This window comes from Hafnia paralvei, assembly GCF_020150375.1.
Taxonomy (GTDB): Bacteria; Pseudomonadota; Gammaproteobacteria; order Enterobacterales; family Enterobacteriaceae; genus Hafnia; species Hafnia paralvei.
Genome location: NZ_CP083737.1, coordinates 1,017,593 through 1,034,071, shown reverse-complemented (window position 1 = coordinate 1,034,071; position 16,479 = coordinate 1,017,593). Strand labels below are relative to the sequence as shown.

Here is a 16,479-nt window from a genome sequence, read left to right as displayed (position 1 = left end):
AACATGGCATATCAACCCTGCGGCTTTGCACAACTTTGCTATTCTTAGCCAACGAAACATGTTCATTCACTGACCTCAGCCAAAGAGAAATGAATATGAGTTTAGACACACCTCTGGTGCCTGAGCTCTCAGCACAGCAAAGGCACTGCAATCTTGTGCTATTGCTTTTTACACCGACTACCCCACTGCATCTGACTACTATTGGTCGGATCAATCGGGTTTTGCCTGAACAAGCCGAACAGGATATCCATAGCATCGGTCAGGAGATCATGCGTTTCCATGCATTACGCGTGGTATACCATCCGAAACAGGGGTATCGACTACAGGGCTCTGCCTATGATCAGCGGCTATGTATGCTGCATTGGCTGAGGCGAGCTCAACGTCTGCTCCCAAATAGCATCGAAACCATATTCATTCCCCGCATCAATGAAAAATCTCCCGCTCCGCCGTCTGCACACTTTCTCCAGCAGATCGACGATATTCTTGAGCAAGCCGAGTCGACACTACATCGAACGTTTGGCGAGCAACCCCGAGAGCTAATTCAGTATTTTTTACGCTACTGCCGGTATCAAAGACAAACGCTCTCTCTGCCGTCATTCCCGCAACATTTAAAATATTGGCTGCGCGAGAAAGAAGAATACCGTATTGCTGAACGTCTCTGCCAAGCCACCCACGGTTCGTTGCCTATGGGGATACATGAGCTTGAGTCTGAATTTACCACGCTGTTCTTAACGCTCATTAAAACCTATCGCTATTTACCTGAGATGCACTCAGAAGATCGGCATCTCATGGATGAAACCGAATTAGCCATTCAGCAAATTGAAAAACTGACCCAAATAACCTTTAACCATCGTGAACAGCTTTGCACTCAACTTTTTGCCCATATGGGGCCAGCAATTGAGCGCTGCTTATTTGGGATAAAAATAGGTAACCCTCTGCTGGAAGAGATCGAAACCCGCTATCCCGGACTGATGTCAATGACTCAGAAAGCCGTTCAACGTATCGAACAAAATTACCAAATTCATTTTCCTCCCGAAGAGCTTTGCCTCATCGCGGTTAGTTTTGGCGCATGGCTAATACAGGAAGGCGTGCTCGCCGAAAGATAGAGGTTTCACAGATACGAAAAAGCCCGCAATTACGCGGGCTTGGCACATCAGAAATCAGAGATTATGCGTAAACCGGTAACCGGGCGCAGATATCCAAAACTTTCTGTTTGGTGCGTTCAATAGTAGCTTCATCGTTGATGTTATCCAGCACATCACACATCCAGCCAGCCAGTTCACGCGCTTCAGCTTCTTTAAAGCCACGACGAGTAATTGCAGGGGTACCAACACGCACACCTGAAGTGACAAACGGGCTCTTAGGATCGTTAGGAACGCTGTTTTTGTTCACGGTGATATTTGCACGACCCAGCGCGGCGTCGGCATCTTTACCAGTGATGTTTTTATCAACCAGATCCAACAGGAACAGGTGGTTTTCAGTACCGCCAGAAACCACTTTGTATCCACGCTTCAGGAAGACTTCAACCATCGCTTTGGCGTTTTTCGCAACCAGCTGTTGATATGCCTTGAACTCAGGTTCCATCGCTTCTTTCAGCGCCACTGCTTTACCCGCGATGACATGCATCAGAGGGCCGCCTTGCGCACCAGGGAACACCGCGGAGTTCAGCTTTTTATACATCTCTTCGCTGCCGCCTTTCGCCAAAATCAAGCCACCGCGAGGGCCAGCCAGCGTTTTGTGTGTGGTGGTGGTCACAACGTGAGCATGTGGAACTGGGTTTGGATAAACACCGGCTGCGACCAGACCAGCAACGTGAGCCATATCGACAAACAAATAGGCGCCGATACGGTCAGCAATTTCACGCATTTTAGCCCAGTCAACCACGCCAGAATAGGCAGAGAAGCCACCGATAATCATTTTCGGCTGATGTTTTTCAGCCTGAGTAGCCAGATCGTCATAGTCAATATGACCACTTTCATCGATACCATAAGGAACGATGTTATACAGTTTGCCAGAGAAGTTAACTGGAGAACCGTGGGTTAAATGGCCACCATGTGCCAAGTTCATGCCTAAAACGGTATCGCCTGGCTGCAACAACGCGGTGTAAACAGCAAAGTTAGCCTGAGAACCTGAGTGCGGCTGCACGTTCGCGTAATCAGCACCAAACAGCTCTTTAGCGCGATCGATTGCCAGCTGTTCAACTACGTCGACATATTCGCAGCCGCCGTAGTAACGCTTACCTGGATAGCCTTCAGCATACTTGTTGGTCAGCTGAGAGCCCTGAGCCTGCATGACACGCGGGCTGGTGTAGTTTTCTGATGCGATAAGCTCAATATGCTCTTCCTGACGCACGACTTCCTGCTCCATTGCCTGCCACAGCTCGGCATCGTAATCGGCAATGTTCATTTCACGCTTTAACATCCGCTTCTCCTGACTCAGCTAACCTGAATTGTCTATTAGACATTGTTCAATAAAAACACACCCTCTTGGGCGACTGCCCACAGTGTAATATGTTTTCACCTTGTTACGATAGACCCTAGGCCATGTTTTTACGCAAACGATTGGCTTGGCGTGGAATAAGGATTTGATCTGGCGAAACAACAGGCATTGCAACCGGAGTTTTCTTCAAATGTGATGTGCAACTATTTCACTTAACAGAAACAATATTTGTAAGAGAGGTCACTAAATAACATCAACACAACAAAAATAGGGATTTACAGCGCAAAGAAAAATCTGTAAGTTGCATTTAAAATACATCATTAAAAACACCTGCATCTGTGAGGATACTTTTATGCTGGATAGCCAAACCATCGCCACCGTTAAATCGACCATCCCTTTACTGGCTGCAACTGGACCAAAACTCACCGCGCATTTTTACGATCGCATGTTTGAGCACAATCCAGAGCTGAAAGAAATTTTCAATATGAGTAACCAACGTAATGGAGACCAGCGTGAAGCGCTGTTCAATGCGATCTGCGCGTACGCGACAAATATTGAAAATCTGGCGGCGTTGTTACCTGCAGTTGAGCGTATTGCACAGAAACACGCCAGCTTCAATATTCAGCCCGAACAGTATCAGATCGTCGGTCATCACCTGCTAAAAACGCTGGAAGAGATGTTTAATCCGGGAGATGAGGTGCTGGATGCATGGGGCAAAGCCTATGGTGTTTTAGCCGACGTCTTTATTCAGCGCGAATCACAGATTTATCAACAGAGTGAAAGCACACAAGGTGGCTGGCGCGATCTGCGTCCGTTCAAGATCCTCAAAAAAGAGAAACAAAGCGATCTCATCACCAGCTTTATTCTGGTCCCCGAAGACGGAAGCCGCGTGGCTGATTTCCAGCCGGGTCAATACTTAGCGGTTTATATCCGCCATCCGAGCTTGCCACATCAAGAAATCCGCCAATATTCTCTGACCAACGAACCCAACGGTGAATACTATCGTATTGCGGTAAAACGCGAAGGTCAGGGTCAAGTTTCGAACTTTATGCATGATATCGCGCAAGAAGGCGACGTAATTCAAATCGCACCTCCGCACGGTGATTTCTTCCTTGAAGTCAAAGAAAACACGCCTGTTGCACTGATTTCAGGCGGCGTAGGCCAAACACCTATGCTCGGCATGCTACGCACGCTACAGGCACGCGGTCATCAGGGTGAAATTCAGTGGCTGCATGCTGCAGAAAACAGCAAAGTACGCGCCTTTGCCGATGAAGTGAATACGATTATTGCCGCTATGCCAAACGCACAAAGCCACGTCTGGCTACAGCAGACCAGCGCAGACGATTGCATTGATGTCGATTTTAACTATCAGGGTTTAATGGATATCACTCCGGTCGCTGATGCGTTGAAAAATAATGAAATGCACTATTATTTCTGCGGACCGGTAGGCTTTATGCAACATGTTGCAAAACAGCTACAGGCACTGGGTGTCGATGCAGATCGTATGCACTATGAGTGTTTTGGGCCGCATAAAGTGGTATGAGTTTTCGAACAGCGATTAATGATGTTGTTGTTTATATGAGCATTTTGTAAGGTTTAGGCAGCCACTCCGTAGCGGCTTTCATATGCCGGTTTGGAACGTCAGTATCCTATGAAATTGCGGTGAAATGTTTCGGTCACCTATGTTACTGCTGTGTAATGTTCCGCCCGCCGGTTCATACCGAGCTTCATTGATACCCTTGTGAAGGCGTACGGGCAGAGACCACCAGCGCGTGGTCTCTGCACTTGCGGTTATCTTCACTACGGTTTGGAACGTCAGTATCCTATGAAATTGCGGTGAAATGTTTCGGTCACCTATGTTACTGCTATGTAATGTTCCGCCCGCCTGTTCATACCGAGCTTCATTGATACCCTTGTGAAGGCGTACGGGCAGAGACCACCAGCGCGTGGTCTCTGCACTCGCGCGCTTTTATCCGAGACGCCATCTCCGCTCCGGTTTGGTATCGCCCATCCCGGGCGCCCCAAACTCCGTCACGACATCCCTGTCGTGCCGGCTCTCCCTTCCAAGACTTAAACAATTAAAAAGACAAAAACAGAGTGTGGTCTTTATGTTTTGCTGTTGACCTTTCCGGCACGTTGTTCTTCAGCCGAAGGGAGGAATGAAGGCTAGGATTCGCCGACAAGGACGTCGGCGAAAGAACGGAGGAGCCAGGATGGCGATTGCCGTTCGTTCCGTAAAAGCCGAAATGACGAGTTTCGGGCACCTGCGAAGCAGGCTGAAGAACGGTGCCAAGCTGGGGTGTCGGGGGGCAGCGACTGGCCCCCCGACTCGGACGCCTGCACGGAGTGCATGTAGATTTCAGTGCTTTAGGCGTACGAAACCTTACACAGATTTCAGTGCCTTAGGCGTACAAAACCTTCACACTTCTATCCCCATAACCAACTCCATATTCTCCCCTTTTCCTAACAACACCAAACCCGGTTGTCCTTCCATATTGTGGGCATCGACTGGATGGCTTTGAGGTTCGAGGCAAATAAACGGTTCATTGGGCATTTGAAACAACATAAGGTAAGGCACGGAACTACGTATTGTCACCGTTGGTTGGTGAGGCGTAACTAAATGAGCAACGCCGTTCCAGCCCGAATAGCCATGGTTCATCCACACGTTGTTAGGCACTTTGGCACAAGAGAAATCAATGTCATCAGGCATGTTTCTCTGCCACGATAGAGGTAAGTGTTTTTCACCTTCAGGCCAATATCCCGAGGAAAAAAACTGTATCTGCGTCTGCGACGTTTTCACAAAGAACGGATGAAATCCCACCCCATACAGCATAGGTTCTGTACCACAATGCCGCAGCGTCAGATGGGCTGTCAGCCCCTCGTCACTTAGCCGGTAAACCAGCAGAGCCGAATAGTCAAAGCCACAGTCATGCTGTACTCGTAGCCCTAACGCGATGTGGTTTACGCTGAGATCCTGTAACTGCCAACGTTGCAGCCAACCGTCTCCATGTAGGAAAAACATCGGATCCAATGAGCTATCCGGCAGACAAACCTCTCTCTCACCTAAGCGAAAGCGATTATCTCGCACTCGATTAGCCACCGGCAGCATAGGAAACAGCGCGCTCTCTCCCGGATGCCATCCGGTATTCTCTTGGTACGCACGTAGAATCTCCCTGCCGCCGTCGAGATCGTCAAAGCTTAAAATCGCCGCCGACTGCGGTGTCACCCGCAGCCTAAACCGTGAGGTCTCTAAGGTATAAATATCCATTATGCTTGCTTCACATTATGCTCTGCGGGTTTCGTGCTCCCAGCTAATTGACGCTCCAAAGCTTCAAGCGTGACACCTTTGGTTTCAGGCACATTACGCAATACGAACACGAATCCAAGCGCGCAAATAATGCCATACAGCAAGAAGTTTCCTGCGGCCCCTAAGCTGGCATTTAATAGAGGGAAGGTATAGGTAAGCAAGAAACAGGCAATCCAAAGCGCCAGCGTCCCTACTGACATCGCCATGCCGCGCACGCGATTAGGGAAAATCTCAGACAATAGAACCCAAGTAACAGGCGCAAGCGTCAGTGCATAAATGGCAATGGCGGCTAAAACCAGCAACAGTACAGGTAGCCCCATGATGCCCAAGGCATAAGCGCCAGCAATCAGAACATAGATCACGGTCAGCCCTGAAGCACCGAGTAACATCAATTTGCGCCGTCCCAACTTGTCCACCAGCGGCAAAGCAATGATGGTAAAAATCAGGTTGATAAGGCCTGTCGCCACTATCGATTTCAACGTGCTGTTAATATCAAAACCGGCCGAAGCGAAGATCTCCTGCGCGTAGTTGAAGATCACGTTAATCCCGCACCACTGTTGGAAAACGGCCAGCACGATCCCAATCAAAATGATCGGCCTAACTCGAGGGTTGAGCAGTTCGCTCGCCGCAACCTTTTGCGTATTAGCCCCTAGCGTTGCGCGAATATCGGTGAGCGTTGCCCGTGCATATTCAACGCTGCCAATTCGGCGTAACATGCGCTCGGCTTTATCCTGTTTGCCCGCTTTTGCCAGCCAACGTGGAGACTCAGGCACTAAGAACATCAGCAATAAGAACAATATAGCCGGAACCAACTCTGCGCCAAACATCCAACGCCAGCCAGCTTGCCCATTCCAACTTTGCAGAATATCTTGCATGGTTGCCGAACTGGCAACCGGCTCTGCAATCATCAGGTTTACCAGCTGTGCTGCAAGAACGCCGATCACAATCGTGAGTTGGTTAATCGCCACAAATTTCCCGCGTTTTTCCGCTGGGCTAACTTCGGCGATATACATCGGGCTCAGAGCAGAGGCTAAGCCAATGCCCACACCGCCTACGATGCGATAAAACACGAACCAGTCGAAATCCGTCGCAACCGCGGTTCCCCATGCCGAAGCAGAAAACAAAACCGCAGAGATAATCAGCGGCAGCTTGCGACCAAAACGGTCGGCGCACCAGCCTGAAATCAGTGCGCCAAAGACACAGCCGGCTAATGCCGAACTCATCGCCCATCCTGATTGGGCGGGATCGGTAATACCAAAATAGGCTTCGTAAAACGGTTTTGCACCGCCAATCACTACCCAGTCATAACCGAACAGTAGCCCACCACAGGCGGCAACCAAACATATCATCCAGACATAAGACATATTGAGATGGTTCTGCGTGTTTTTCATTTTTTCACCTTATCGTTATCTTGTAGGGAACAGGCTTACGCAGTCATTAGAAATAGGCCACCGCGGTGGCCTGTTATGGCTTAGCCATTAAAAACACCGGTCTGTAGCGCCAAACGCAATAAATGCGCCTTATCGTGAGCCGGATTACGCTCAAGCAACCGATCGGTAAGACGTACAAAGCTCGCTTCATCGCCCAAGCCTAAATACCCTAATGCCTCAACCCACAGGCAATGTTGGATATGCTGTTCCTGTGCCGAGGCATCTAGCACAATCAGATCGGGCAGCGAGACGGCAAAGAAATCCGGTTCGGAGGCGTCGTTGCGGTGCTGATTTGCCCAATCCACCATGAATTGGAATTGCTGCTGAGCCTGAACCTTTTCCCCTAGACGCACCGCCGCCATTGCCTGATAAAACAGATAATCTACCGGTTGATCGTTGTAATAACGGCCTTCGCTAAGAACCGATCCCCCCTGTAATGCACGCTGCAAAGCTAACTGCATTTGTTCTGTGTCTTGCATCTGTTCGGCGCAAACCGCCAGTAAGTACCAGATGTCGTTATCGCTTTGCCCAACCAAACGCCCTTCCCCAAGATTGGCTGGGTAACTGAGTGACTGGTGCAAAACGTCATACGCCTCGGCAAAGCGCCGCTCTTTCATCAACGCCAAAGCACGACGCTGATGATTAATTAAAAATTGCCCAGTAACTTTGCCCTCGCCGCCTTCCCAAGGGTGGAACTGACGACGCCAAAGGATCTCTGCCGCGGCGTCCGTTTTGTTATGGATGTGATAAAGGCTAAGCAGTTCTGCGGTGAGATCGTCACGCTTAAGTGCCACGTCACGGCGCTCATCCAGCAAACGCAAACGCTGTTCGGTCGGCACCGCCATCCGTTTTTGCAGATAACTAAATTCAAATAGCAGGCGCGGATTTTCGGGTTCAAGATCCAGTGCTCGCTGGAAATAACGAGTAGCACCTTCAGCATCATCTTGTTTATTGAAGGCATAAATCCCTAATACGCGATGCAGCGCGGCAAAGTTTGGCATTTGCTGTAGCGCAAATAGCCAGCAAGACTCCGCCTGATCGTAACGACGTTTGCTGTAGAAGAAGCATCCCAGCAAATATTGAGCAAAGCCGTCTTGTGGGAGGCGTTGCAGAATGGCAACCTCATCCAAGGTGTTAGGGAATCTGACTTTTAGGCCAAAATTATCGCGAGCCTGCTGTAAATACTGGCTACGATCCTGGGTATCTTGTGTCAGCGCAGCACGGTAAAGCAGCGGTAAAGATTCTGGGTTATCCAACAAATCCAACAACGCTAATGCATCGTTTTCACATCCCAAACTCATCAGCCAGCCGGCTAATACACAGGAATTTATTCCTCTCGCTCCCGCGATAGTTTTGAATGCATCAACGTTATTGTTCAGTAGCGACTGCATATACAGCAAAGCGTAGCTAAGCGGATACTGTACAAGCTGCGCCGCGACATATTCCTTGGCCTGCTCGTTCTGACCTAAACGCTGTAAAATGAGCGCCTTTAGCCCCATTGCCAGATTGTTTGCCCCGTTGAAAATCAGGCTCTGATTAACAAATGCCAACGCCTGTTCTGACTCGCCTTTACGCAGTGCTAAACGCGACAAGGCATAAAATGCGGCGTCGCGACAGTTGCCGCTCCATGTCGCCTTAAAGTAATCATCGTAGGCCTGCGTTTCACGGCCCAGCTTTTCGCGGGCAGAACCGCGTAACATGCTCGCCTGACCGCATTGGGGATTTTTATTCCAACGTTGAGCACGCTGCAACGCGGCGTCGGCATAAAATTCGGCCCGTTCAAAGTTGGCGCGGTTAAACTCCAGCGTCGCTAACGCGACATTACAGCGATAGTCCTGAGGATCTATTTCCAAAGCTCGTTGGTAATAATCAAAAGCAGAGCGACTCGCATGCAGATACTGTTCCAGATGCTGACCAATGAAATACAGCTCATCGGTGTTAGTGAGTTCTTGTGGTTTTTGCGGAGCACTGGCCGCCTGTGGTAGCGGCATTTCTTCAGGGACATGCTCTAAGTAACTGATAATCTCGCGGCCATCGCTATCCCGCAGAGAAAGCGTCAGACGTGCCGAAGAGCGGTCCGGCAACGCGTGTAACCACGATTGCGCAGGAGAGAACGTCAGTGATTCACGGAAAATCTCTTTATCGTCGGCACTGACGACAAGCGTGACGTTATCAAGCGGGGCTATCGCGTAGAGGCCAAGCTGTATCTCGCCATGATGCCGTTCCAGCTTGATTGCCGCCTGCGTATTCGCATTCTGCAAGGTTCCCAACCGGCTGTACGGCAGAAAGTTCTGTACGAAGACCTTCTCTTCATAAGGTGCAAGCCAAGTAAAATCCGGTTGGTTGTCGGTGAATACCCCGGTCATTAGCTCGATATAAGGCCCGTTGTGATCGGTTAAGTTACGATCCCACGCTAAACCAAAATCACAGTTGCCCCACGTCCACTGCTTTTTCCCCGGAGAAACATGGTGATCGGCGATATGCAGTAAGCCTCCCTGTTCGCCGTGATGGTAAGCGCCAACAAAGTCATAATCTGATTTATCCGCCATATACGACGTTGGTACGGGGATATTCTTGTAGCGAGAGATATCGACCCCAGCCGAATAATCCACCTTATAATAGGTTCCGGTCGCCATTGGGAAGGCTGAAACATCGCGCTTACCGTGGTCATAAACAGCCGTCACATCCGGTGGGAATACGCTTTGATGATCGTCCCCTCCTTTCACTGCGGGGTTCGCCCACCACAAGAAGTGGCGAGGCGTGGGGTTGCCGTTAAAAACTTTGCCGGTAATCTCGATCAGCGCTTTTTGCGGATACAGCCTAAAACCGGTCATGACCTGCAAACCACGCATCGGCTCGACTTCACCTAACCAAACGGTTTTACTGCCGTCATCCTGATGGCTAAAAGTCACATCGACCGGCATAAAGGTGGTTGGGCGATGATGCTGCGGCCAGTTAAACTCAATGCCACCGGAAATCCACGGCCCGACTAGCCCCACCAGAGCCGGTTTAATCACCTCGTTGTAATAGACAAAATCACGCTGCATTACTTTGTCGTACGCACGATGAATTCGTCCTCCCAGCTCGGGCAGCAGCATCACCCGAATAAAATCATTTTCTAGCCATACTGCTTGGTATTCACGGTCCTCGCACTCGCCGGTTAAGGTATCGATTACGCCATAGGGATAAACCGCGCCAGAAGAGCCTTGATAGACACGCTTCTCTAAAAACATCGGGTTAGGATCTTCCGCGCCGATGCGATAGGTCGGTAAAGTCACACTTTCTTGCCAAACTTTGACGTCGCCGTACATTTCTGCGTCTCCAGTAAAAAAATGACAGTGAACTAAGGTATGTTGGCAGTGTATGGGAGACGTTTTTTTCCGTTGTGATGAAAGCTCACGCAATACAGTTAACGGAGTTAAGTGAAATGTTTGATCTTGGACTGAATAATCAGCGGGTACGTCACCTTAACAAGCGAATATTACTGGCGCTTATTTATCGTTATAAACATGCGAGTAAATCGATGCTGGCGCAGCAGACCGGCCTGTCGATCCCTGCAATCGGCAAAATTCTTGAAGAGCTGATGGACGATGGCAAAATCGAGCACTCCGATCGCATGCTCAGCAGCCGCGGCCTCAGCGGCGGTTGTTACCAAATTCCCATCAATAATTCGCTGATTCTCTGCATGAACGTGACGCCAAACTGTATTGAGAGCCAACTGGTCAACAGCCAAATTTTGCCTCTGGGCGAATATCAATTTGCGGCTGTTTCAGCCCCTCATCCACAAGCCTTATTAGCTGCTATCGAGCAGGTTTATTACCAACAGCGAAAGCTGCATCCGCAGCGAACCATTCAGCTAGCGCTAGCCATTCATGGACAAGTCGATCCCGTGACCGGCGTTTCGCAAAATATGCCGCAGGCGCCGTGGAAAGAGCACATCGAAATGAAATACCTGCTAGAAGAGAAGCTAAAAACCCGTGTGCTGTTAGACAACGACTGCGTGATGTTGGCGCTGGCTGAGAAATGGCAAAACGCCGACAATCCGCAGGATTTCTGCGTCATCAACGTGGATTACGGGATTGGCTCATCCTTCGTCATCAACCAACAAATTTACCGTGGCAGCCTATATGGCAGCGGGCAGATTGGGCACACCATTGTCAATCCCGACGGAGTGGCCTGCGATTGTGGACGCTATGGCTGCTTGGAAACGGTAGCCTCACTTTCCGCACTTAAAAAGCGTGCCCGTATTTGGCTGAAATCTCAGCCACAAAACAATACTCACCAAAGCAACATTCACCAAAGTAATACTCAACAAAGCAATATCCAAACCGATTGGGATTCGCTGAGTAGTAAGCATTTGATTGAGCGATATCAACAGGGGGATCTTCAGGTTCAAGCGTGGGTCGATAACGCCGCGAGCGCAATAGGTCTGAGCCTGTATAACTTTCTCAATATACTGAATATCAACCGGATCTATTTTTACGGTCGTAGCTGTGCCTTTGGCGATCGCTGGCTAAACGCAATCATGCGCCAAACGGGGTTCAACCCTTTCGATCCCGCCGATCCCAATATGACCAACGCAACACGTATCGGATTCGGTCAGCTCAGCCGACCGCAGCAGATTATGGGTATCGGTTATTTGTATGCAGAAAAGGCGCTAGAGAATGTGTAGTTTTATTCTTCAACGCCCATCAATGAAAAAGACGTAGAGTCAGATATCCAGAGTAATAAATAGACTCCCTAACCAAAAAAGAGAAACGTGCGTATTGACTCTTATACAAAGAGGTTGGCGTTGGTGATGACCACGCCTTAATATCATTATCTTTTGCAATCAAAATAGCGCGTTTCATATGCAGCGGATCGCTGATAATCAATGCGTTATGAAGCTGGTGTAAATTCATCACATCTTTGGCATAACTAAGGTTTTCTCGCGTTAGATAGATTTAGCTAAAATGAGTGATACACAATTACAGCTCACCATAACATCAGAGTCAAAATCAGCCGAAAAAACCACACATGAAAACCATCAAGGAATAGAAACATTTGTTAGCAGCACCTGTTCAGAAAAGACAAGGCTTAAATAAGATAAATATTATGGATAAGAATATATTATTGAAGGAATGCATCTTCTTCATATTATTAGCCTGTGGGATATTACTAATATAAAAAAATAACTCATAAAGAGAACATTACTACAGGGTAGTGTTCTTTCAGAAAAATTCACATCAGCACCGCGAAAAACCAAGATGGAAAACTCACAGATAATAACGATCGCCCACTCAGCCCAGAGACATTTGCTGAATGGATGGAGCCTAATACAACGGCTCCATCCCCTTTGACTTCAAAGGTTATTTATCAAGTTCCTTACGTACTTTTCCAACCTGCTCAGCCGTAACCGGTTCTGCTTTATTGCCCCAGCTACCGCGTAGATAGCTCATCAAATCCGCGGCCTGCCGATCGTCCAGCGCCCAGCCGTAACCTGGCATGCCGTATGACATATGTTGCTGCGTAACCGGTGTTTGCGCACCGTCGAGCACCACACGGATCAGCGTTTGCGGATTATCAGCATTAACGGTCAGATTACCTGCTAAGCGAGGAATCGTGTAATCCACGCCTTCGCCTTTGGTGTTATGGCAGGTTGAACAATAGCGAGCATAGGTTTGAGCGCCAGACTGCATTGACGCTGCCGTCGGTGCTTTCACTTTGGCATCATTCGGCAACGCTTCCAGACTCAGTAAGTAAGTCGCAATGCCATTGAGATCGCTATCGGTGAGGTACTGTGAACTGTGCGTCACGACCTCGCCCATTGGGCCGCTTAGCGCAGCGTGGCGGCTACGCCCGCTTTTCAGCAATGCCACCAGATCGTCCTTGCTGACGTTAAGACCACGCAGCGATGGCGCATACCAGCCATCCAGCTCCGCGCCATTCAAGAAACGCAGCTCGGCCTGATCCATTCCCTGCTCTTGCATCGCCCAACCACGCGGGGTATGGCATGCACCGCAGTGGCCTGCTCCTTGCACCAAATAGGCACCGCGATTCCACTCATCGCCTTTTTCCGACTGCGGCTGATAAACCCCCTCTTGCAGGAAGAGTGAATTCCAGATGCCCAGCGGCCAACGCATCGACAATGGCCAAGGAATATCGCTTTTCTGATTTTCCACGGACTGTGGTTTCACTTCAGTCATCAGATAATCGTACAGGGCACGCATATCTTCAGGCGTCATTTTGGCGTATGACGTGTATGGCATCGCTGGGTACAGATGGTGCCCATCTTTCGCGATCCCCTGCCGCATCGCTTTATCAAAATCCTCAAAACTATAGCTGCCAATGCCGTGTGTTTTATCTGGCGTAATATTGGTAGCATAAATATTACCCAGAGGGGTCGCAAAACGCATGCCTCCAGCTAACGCCTGCCCCTGAGGAGACGTATGACAAGCGGCACAGTCGCCAGCTTTTGCCACGTACTCACCGGCCGACATCGCATTAGCGCCTACGCTTGTCGCAAGCAGCGTCAGCATCATTAACGGTTTCATACGTTCTCCTTATTCATCGCCGTAAGTTCGTTCACTGCTCTCCAAGCCTGATCGACGGCCGAGTTGGCATACGGGCTCCAATCAGAATCCGAGTTTGCAATGGTGATGCGCCCTATCGGCTGGCGGGCGGTATGAATAATTTGCTCAGCTTCTTTTTCATCATCGAATAAACCGTTCAGGAAATAGGAATAGCCGTGTGACCAGCGGTTAACCGTAATGGCCTGAATATCGCGCTGATGATCGAAGCCAGCGGCACCAAACATGCCCTGTAGCTGCTCGCGGATCATTTTTTCATGGACTTCGAACGGCGTGCCCAGCAACAGAGCTCGTCCTTTACGCGACTGCTCACGTGGGCTTAAGCCGCTTCCTGGCAGCGTTGGCACATAAACCATGTGTAATCCAATCGGCTGATTAGGATCACGTGGATGTTCATAGCCTCCCATATTCACGGGATAGTCCAGTTTGACTCGGCTGTACGGCGCAGCAGGAGAATAGATTTCATGCACGCCCAGTTTCATAAACGGCTGCCAGTTACGGATCACCACTTTGGAGTAAACCAGCGGCGATTTGACGTTTTCCTTCAGCGCTGCCGCCTGTTTCTCAGGCATTTCCGGTACTAAATAAGGAATCATCATGTTGTAACCCGCCATCACAACTTGACCGGCGCGCACCCGATGCAGCTTATCTCCGGTCAGATAGGTCACATCAACGGCCTGTTTCCCCTGCTCGCTAACGTTCGCCACATGCACGCCCGTGCTATTCAGACGCAGGCGTACCGGAGAGTCTTTTTTATCGAGTTGGCTGTAATCAAATTTCGCCAACACGATGCTTTCCATACTGTCGCCCGGCGCGACCGCAGGAATTAAATGACGAACCATCAAGCGCGCCAAACCGGCATTACCATCAGGGAAATGGAAAATATAAGGCTCATCCAAATCGGCCAAGGACTCTGCGTCAAGCGGAGGCAAATTCATTCCATCCAGCCCTGGTAACGCACAAATGCGAGCGTCGCTACACGAAGTAGCATCAATGCCAACCGCTTGGAAGTCGTTCGTCCTTTGCTGGAAATAACGGATCGCAATTTCACTAAGACCCACTTTTTCCCGCAGGAATTGACTGTAACTATGGCTATCTAACCACGCCACTTTTTCATCAGTATTCAGTTCTGGCAGGTAATCTTTCTGCTCGGTGTGCAGCGCAATCAGCGCGTTACGATCGGATTCAGACAGCGGGAAATCGTTAATAAACGCGGTGATGTCACGCCCGTTTAAACGATCCGGCGCAATATCATCCGCTACCGCACGTCCGGGATCGCCGTTAACAATCTTATCTACACCAAAGTTTTTACGATCGAAGTAAACGCCACGACTGAGTTTGAGATCGGGATAGAAATTCTGATCGAAATCTTTCGCCATCTGCTCAATATCAACGTTAAGCGTTTTCAGCAATCCCATCGCAACAGGGCTAAAGTTGGTTCGTGGTGATTGAAAAGACTCACTGCCGCCGTAGCCAAGAATCGTTTTACCTTCAACGTTAAATTCATTGCGCTTGGCATGACCACCGAAGTCATCATGGTTATCCAACAACAAAATGCGCTGATTTTTACCCTGTAGCTGCTGCCAAAAACAGGCAGCCGCCAAGCCGCTAATTCCCGCCCCTACAACAACCAAGTCAAACTGTTCCTCGACGGGAACACTTTTCGGATCGAAATGTTTACCTTCACGCCCCAAGAGATGCGCGGCTTCAAACGATCCTGGATGATTGCCGCGTAAGCCCGTTAGCGTCGGCGGATAGTACAGACTTTGGGTTAAAGCCTGAGGTGATGCACGTAGTGCCTGCCACGGTGTTAGCCCCGCTGCAATGGTAATTGCCATCCCATTGAGAAAGTCACGTCTAGTGATGCTCATAATGCTTCCCAGTTTTATTTTAAGAATTGAAATCGAAGGAAAAACACAGTTATTTTACATAAAAATAACATGAGAGGGGGATAAAAAATGTGGGGTAGATAGAGTTAAAGCGATGAGGTTTCATTGGACTGTGTAAGGTTTCGGGCGCCTAAGGCATCGAATATCACATAAGCCTTGTGCAGGCGTCCGAGTCGGGGGGCCAAGCGCTGCCCCCCGACACCCCAGCTAGGCACCGTCCTTCAGCCTGCTTCGCAGGTGCCCGAATCTCGTCATTCCGGCTTTAACGGAACGAACGGCAATCGCGAGTATTCGGCGCATCCCTGCGCCTCACCCCTACGGGGCTAACGCAAGCGTTGTTCAAATTTGCTCCAAGCAAATTTGTCCTGGCTCCTCCGTTCTTTCGCCGACATCCCTGTCGGCGAATCCTAGCCTACATTCCTCTCTTCGGCTGAAGAACAACGTGCCGGAAAGGTCAAAATCAAAACAAAAAGCGTGGACGGTTTTTAGGTTAAGTCTTGGAAGGGAGAGCCGCCGATACAAGGATGTATCGGCGGAGTTTGGGGCGCCCTGGATGGGCGATACCAAACCGGAGCGTAGATGGCATCTCGGATAAAAGCGCGCGAGTTGAGAGCCCCCGCGCAACGGGGCTCTCATCGGTCGCCTTCGCCAGTGGGTTCATGGAAACACATTTGCTGACCGGCGAACGAAACATTTCACAGCAATCCCATAGGATATCGGCATTCCAAACCGGAGCGGAGATGGCCGCGAGTACATAGACCACGCGCTGGTGGTCTCTGCCCGTACGCCTTCACCGGTGTATCAATGAAGCTCGGTATCAACAGGCGGGCGGAATATTACACAAT

General features: G+C 49.7%; 10 protein-coding genes. 3 read left to right on the top strand and 7 right to left on the bottom strand.

Annotated features, from left to right (window positions below; genetic code table 11):
• Positions 1-95: 95 nt before the first annotated feature.
• Positions 96-1,106, top strand: a complete 1,011-nt coding sequence (locus tag K9N75_RS04715; protein ID WP_224452278.1) for a PRD domain-containing protein — start codon at positions 96-98, stop codon at positions 1,104-1,106.
• A gap of 61 nt (positions 1,107-1,167) precedes the next feature.
• On the opposite strand, the gene glyA is transcribed toward K9N75_RS04715, so the two are convergent.
• Positions 1,168-2,421, bottom strand: coding sequence for a serine hydroxymethyltransferase (gene glyA / locus K9N75_RS04710; protein ID WP_008812488.1), 1,254 nt, complete (start codon positions 2,419-2,421; stop codon positions 1,168-1,170).
• Between the two features lie 370 nt (positions 2,422-2,791).
• Here glyA and hmpA point away from each other — a divergent pair, with 370 nt between their 5' ends.
• Complete coding sequence (gene hmpA, locus K9N75_RS04705; RefSeq protein WP_039185842.1) at positions 2,792-3,982, top strand: NO-inducible flavohemoprotein; 1,191 nt, start codon at positions 2,792-2,794, stop codon at positions 3,980-3,982.
• Between the two features lie 876 nt (positions 3,983-4,858).
• Here hmpA and K9N75_RS04700 read toward each other — a convergent pair.
• From K9N75_RS04700 to K9N75_RS04690, 3 genes are all read right to left on the bottom strand, one after another.
• Positions 4,859-5,707 (bottom strand): aldose 1-epimerase, encoded by an 849-nt coding sequence (locus K9N75_RS04700; RefSeq protein WP_166712975.1) that lies wholly within the window; start codon positions 5,705-5,707, stop codon positions 4,859-4,861.
• Positions 5,707-7,137 carry a sugar porter family MFS transporter gene (locus K9N75_RS04695; protein ID WP_224452277.1) on the bottom strand — a complete coding sequence of 477 codons (1,431 nt, stop codon included), beginning with the start codon at positions 7,135-7,137 and terminating at the stop codon, positions 5,707-5,709. The genes K9N75_RS04700 and K9N75_RS04695 overlap by 1 nt, the downstream gene beginning before the upstream one ends.
• 80 nt (positions 7,138-7,217) lie before the next feature.
• The gene (locus tag K9N75_RS04690; RefSeq protein ID WP_224452276.1) at positions 7,218-10,487 is read right to left on the bottom strand and encodes a DUF5107 domain-containing protein; all 3,270 of its coding nucleotides are present in this window, start codon (positions 10,485-10,487) and stop codon (positions 7,218-7,220) included.
• A gap of 116 nt (positions 10,488-10,603) precedes the next feature.
• Between K9N75_RS04690 and K9N75_RS04685 the strand changes: the two genes are divergently transcribed.
• Positions 10,604-11,848, top strand: a complete 1,245-nt coding sequence (locus K9N75_RS04685) for an ROK family protein (protein WP_039185832.1) — start codon at positions 10,604-10,606, stop codon at positions 11,846-11,848.
• Between the two features lie 19 nt (positions 11,849-11,867).
• On the opposite strand, the gene K9N75_RS04680 is transcribed toward K9N75_RS04685, so the two are convergent.
• The 3 genes from K9N75_RS04680 to K9N75_RS04670 all read right to left on the bottom strand — a co-directional run bounded on the left by K9N75_RS04680 (position 11,868) and on the right by K9N75_RS04670 (position 15,616).
• On the bottom strand, positions 11,868-12,077 hold the full coding sequence (locus K9N75_RS04680; RefSeq protein WP_263481240.1) for an ElyC/SanA/YdcF family protein: 210 nt from the start codon (positions 12,075-12,077) through the stop codon (positions 11,868-11,870).
• A 447-nt stretch (positions 12,078-12,524) separates the two neighbouring features.
• Positions 12,525-13,709 (bottom strand): cytochrome c, encoded by a 1,185-nt coding sequence (locus K9N75_RS04675; RefSeq protein ID WP_008812480.1) that lies wholly within the window; start codon positions 13,707-13,709, stop codon positions 12,525-12,527.
• The gene (locus K9N75_RS04670; RefSeq protein ID WP_008812479.1) at positions 13,706-15,616 is read right to left on the bottom strand and encodes an NAD(P)-binding protein; all 1,911 of its coding nucleotides are present in this window, start codon (positions 15,614-15,616) and stop codon (positions 13,706-13,708) included. Before K9N75_RS04670 ends, K9N75_RS04675 begins: the two co-directional genes overlap by 4 nt.
• Positions 15,617-16,479: the final 863 nt, after the last annotated feature.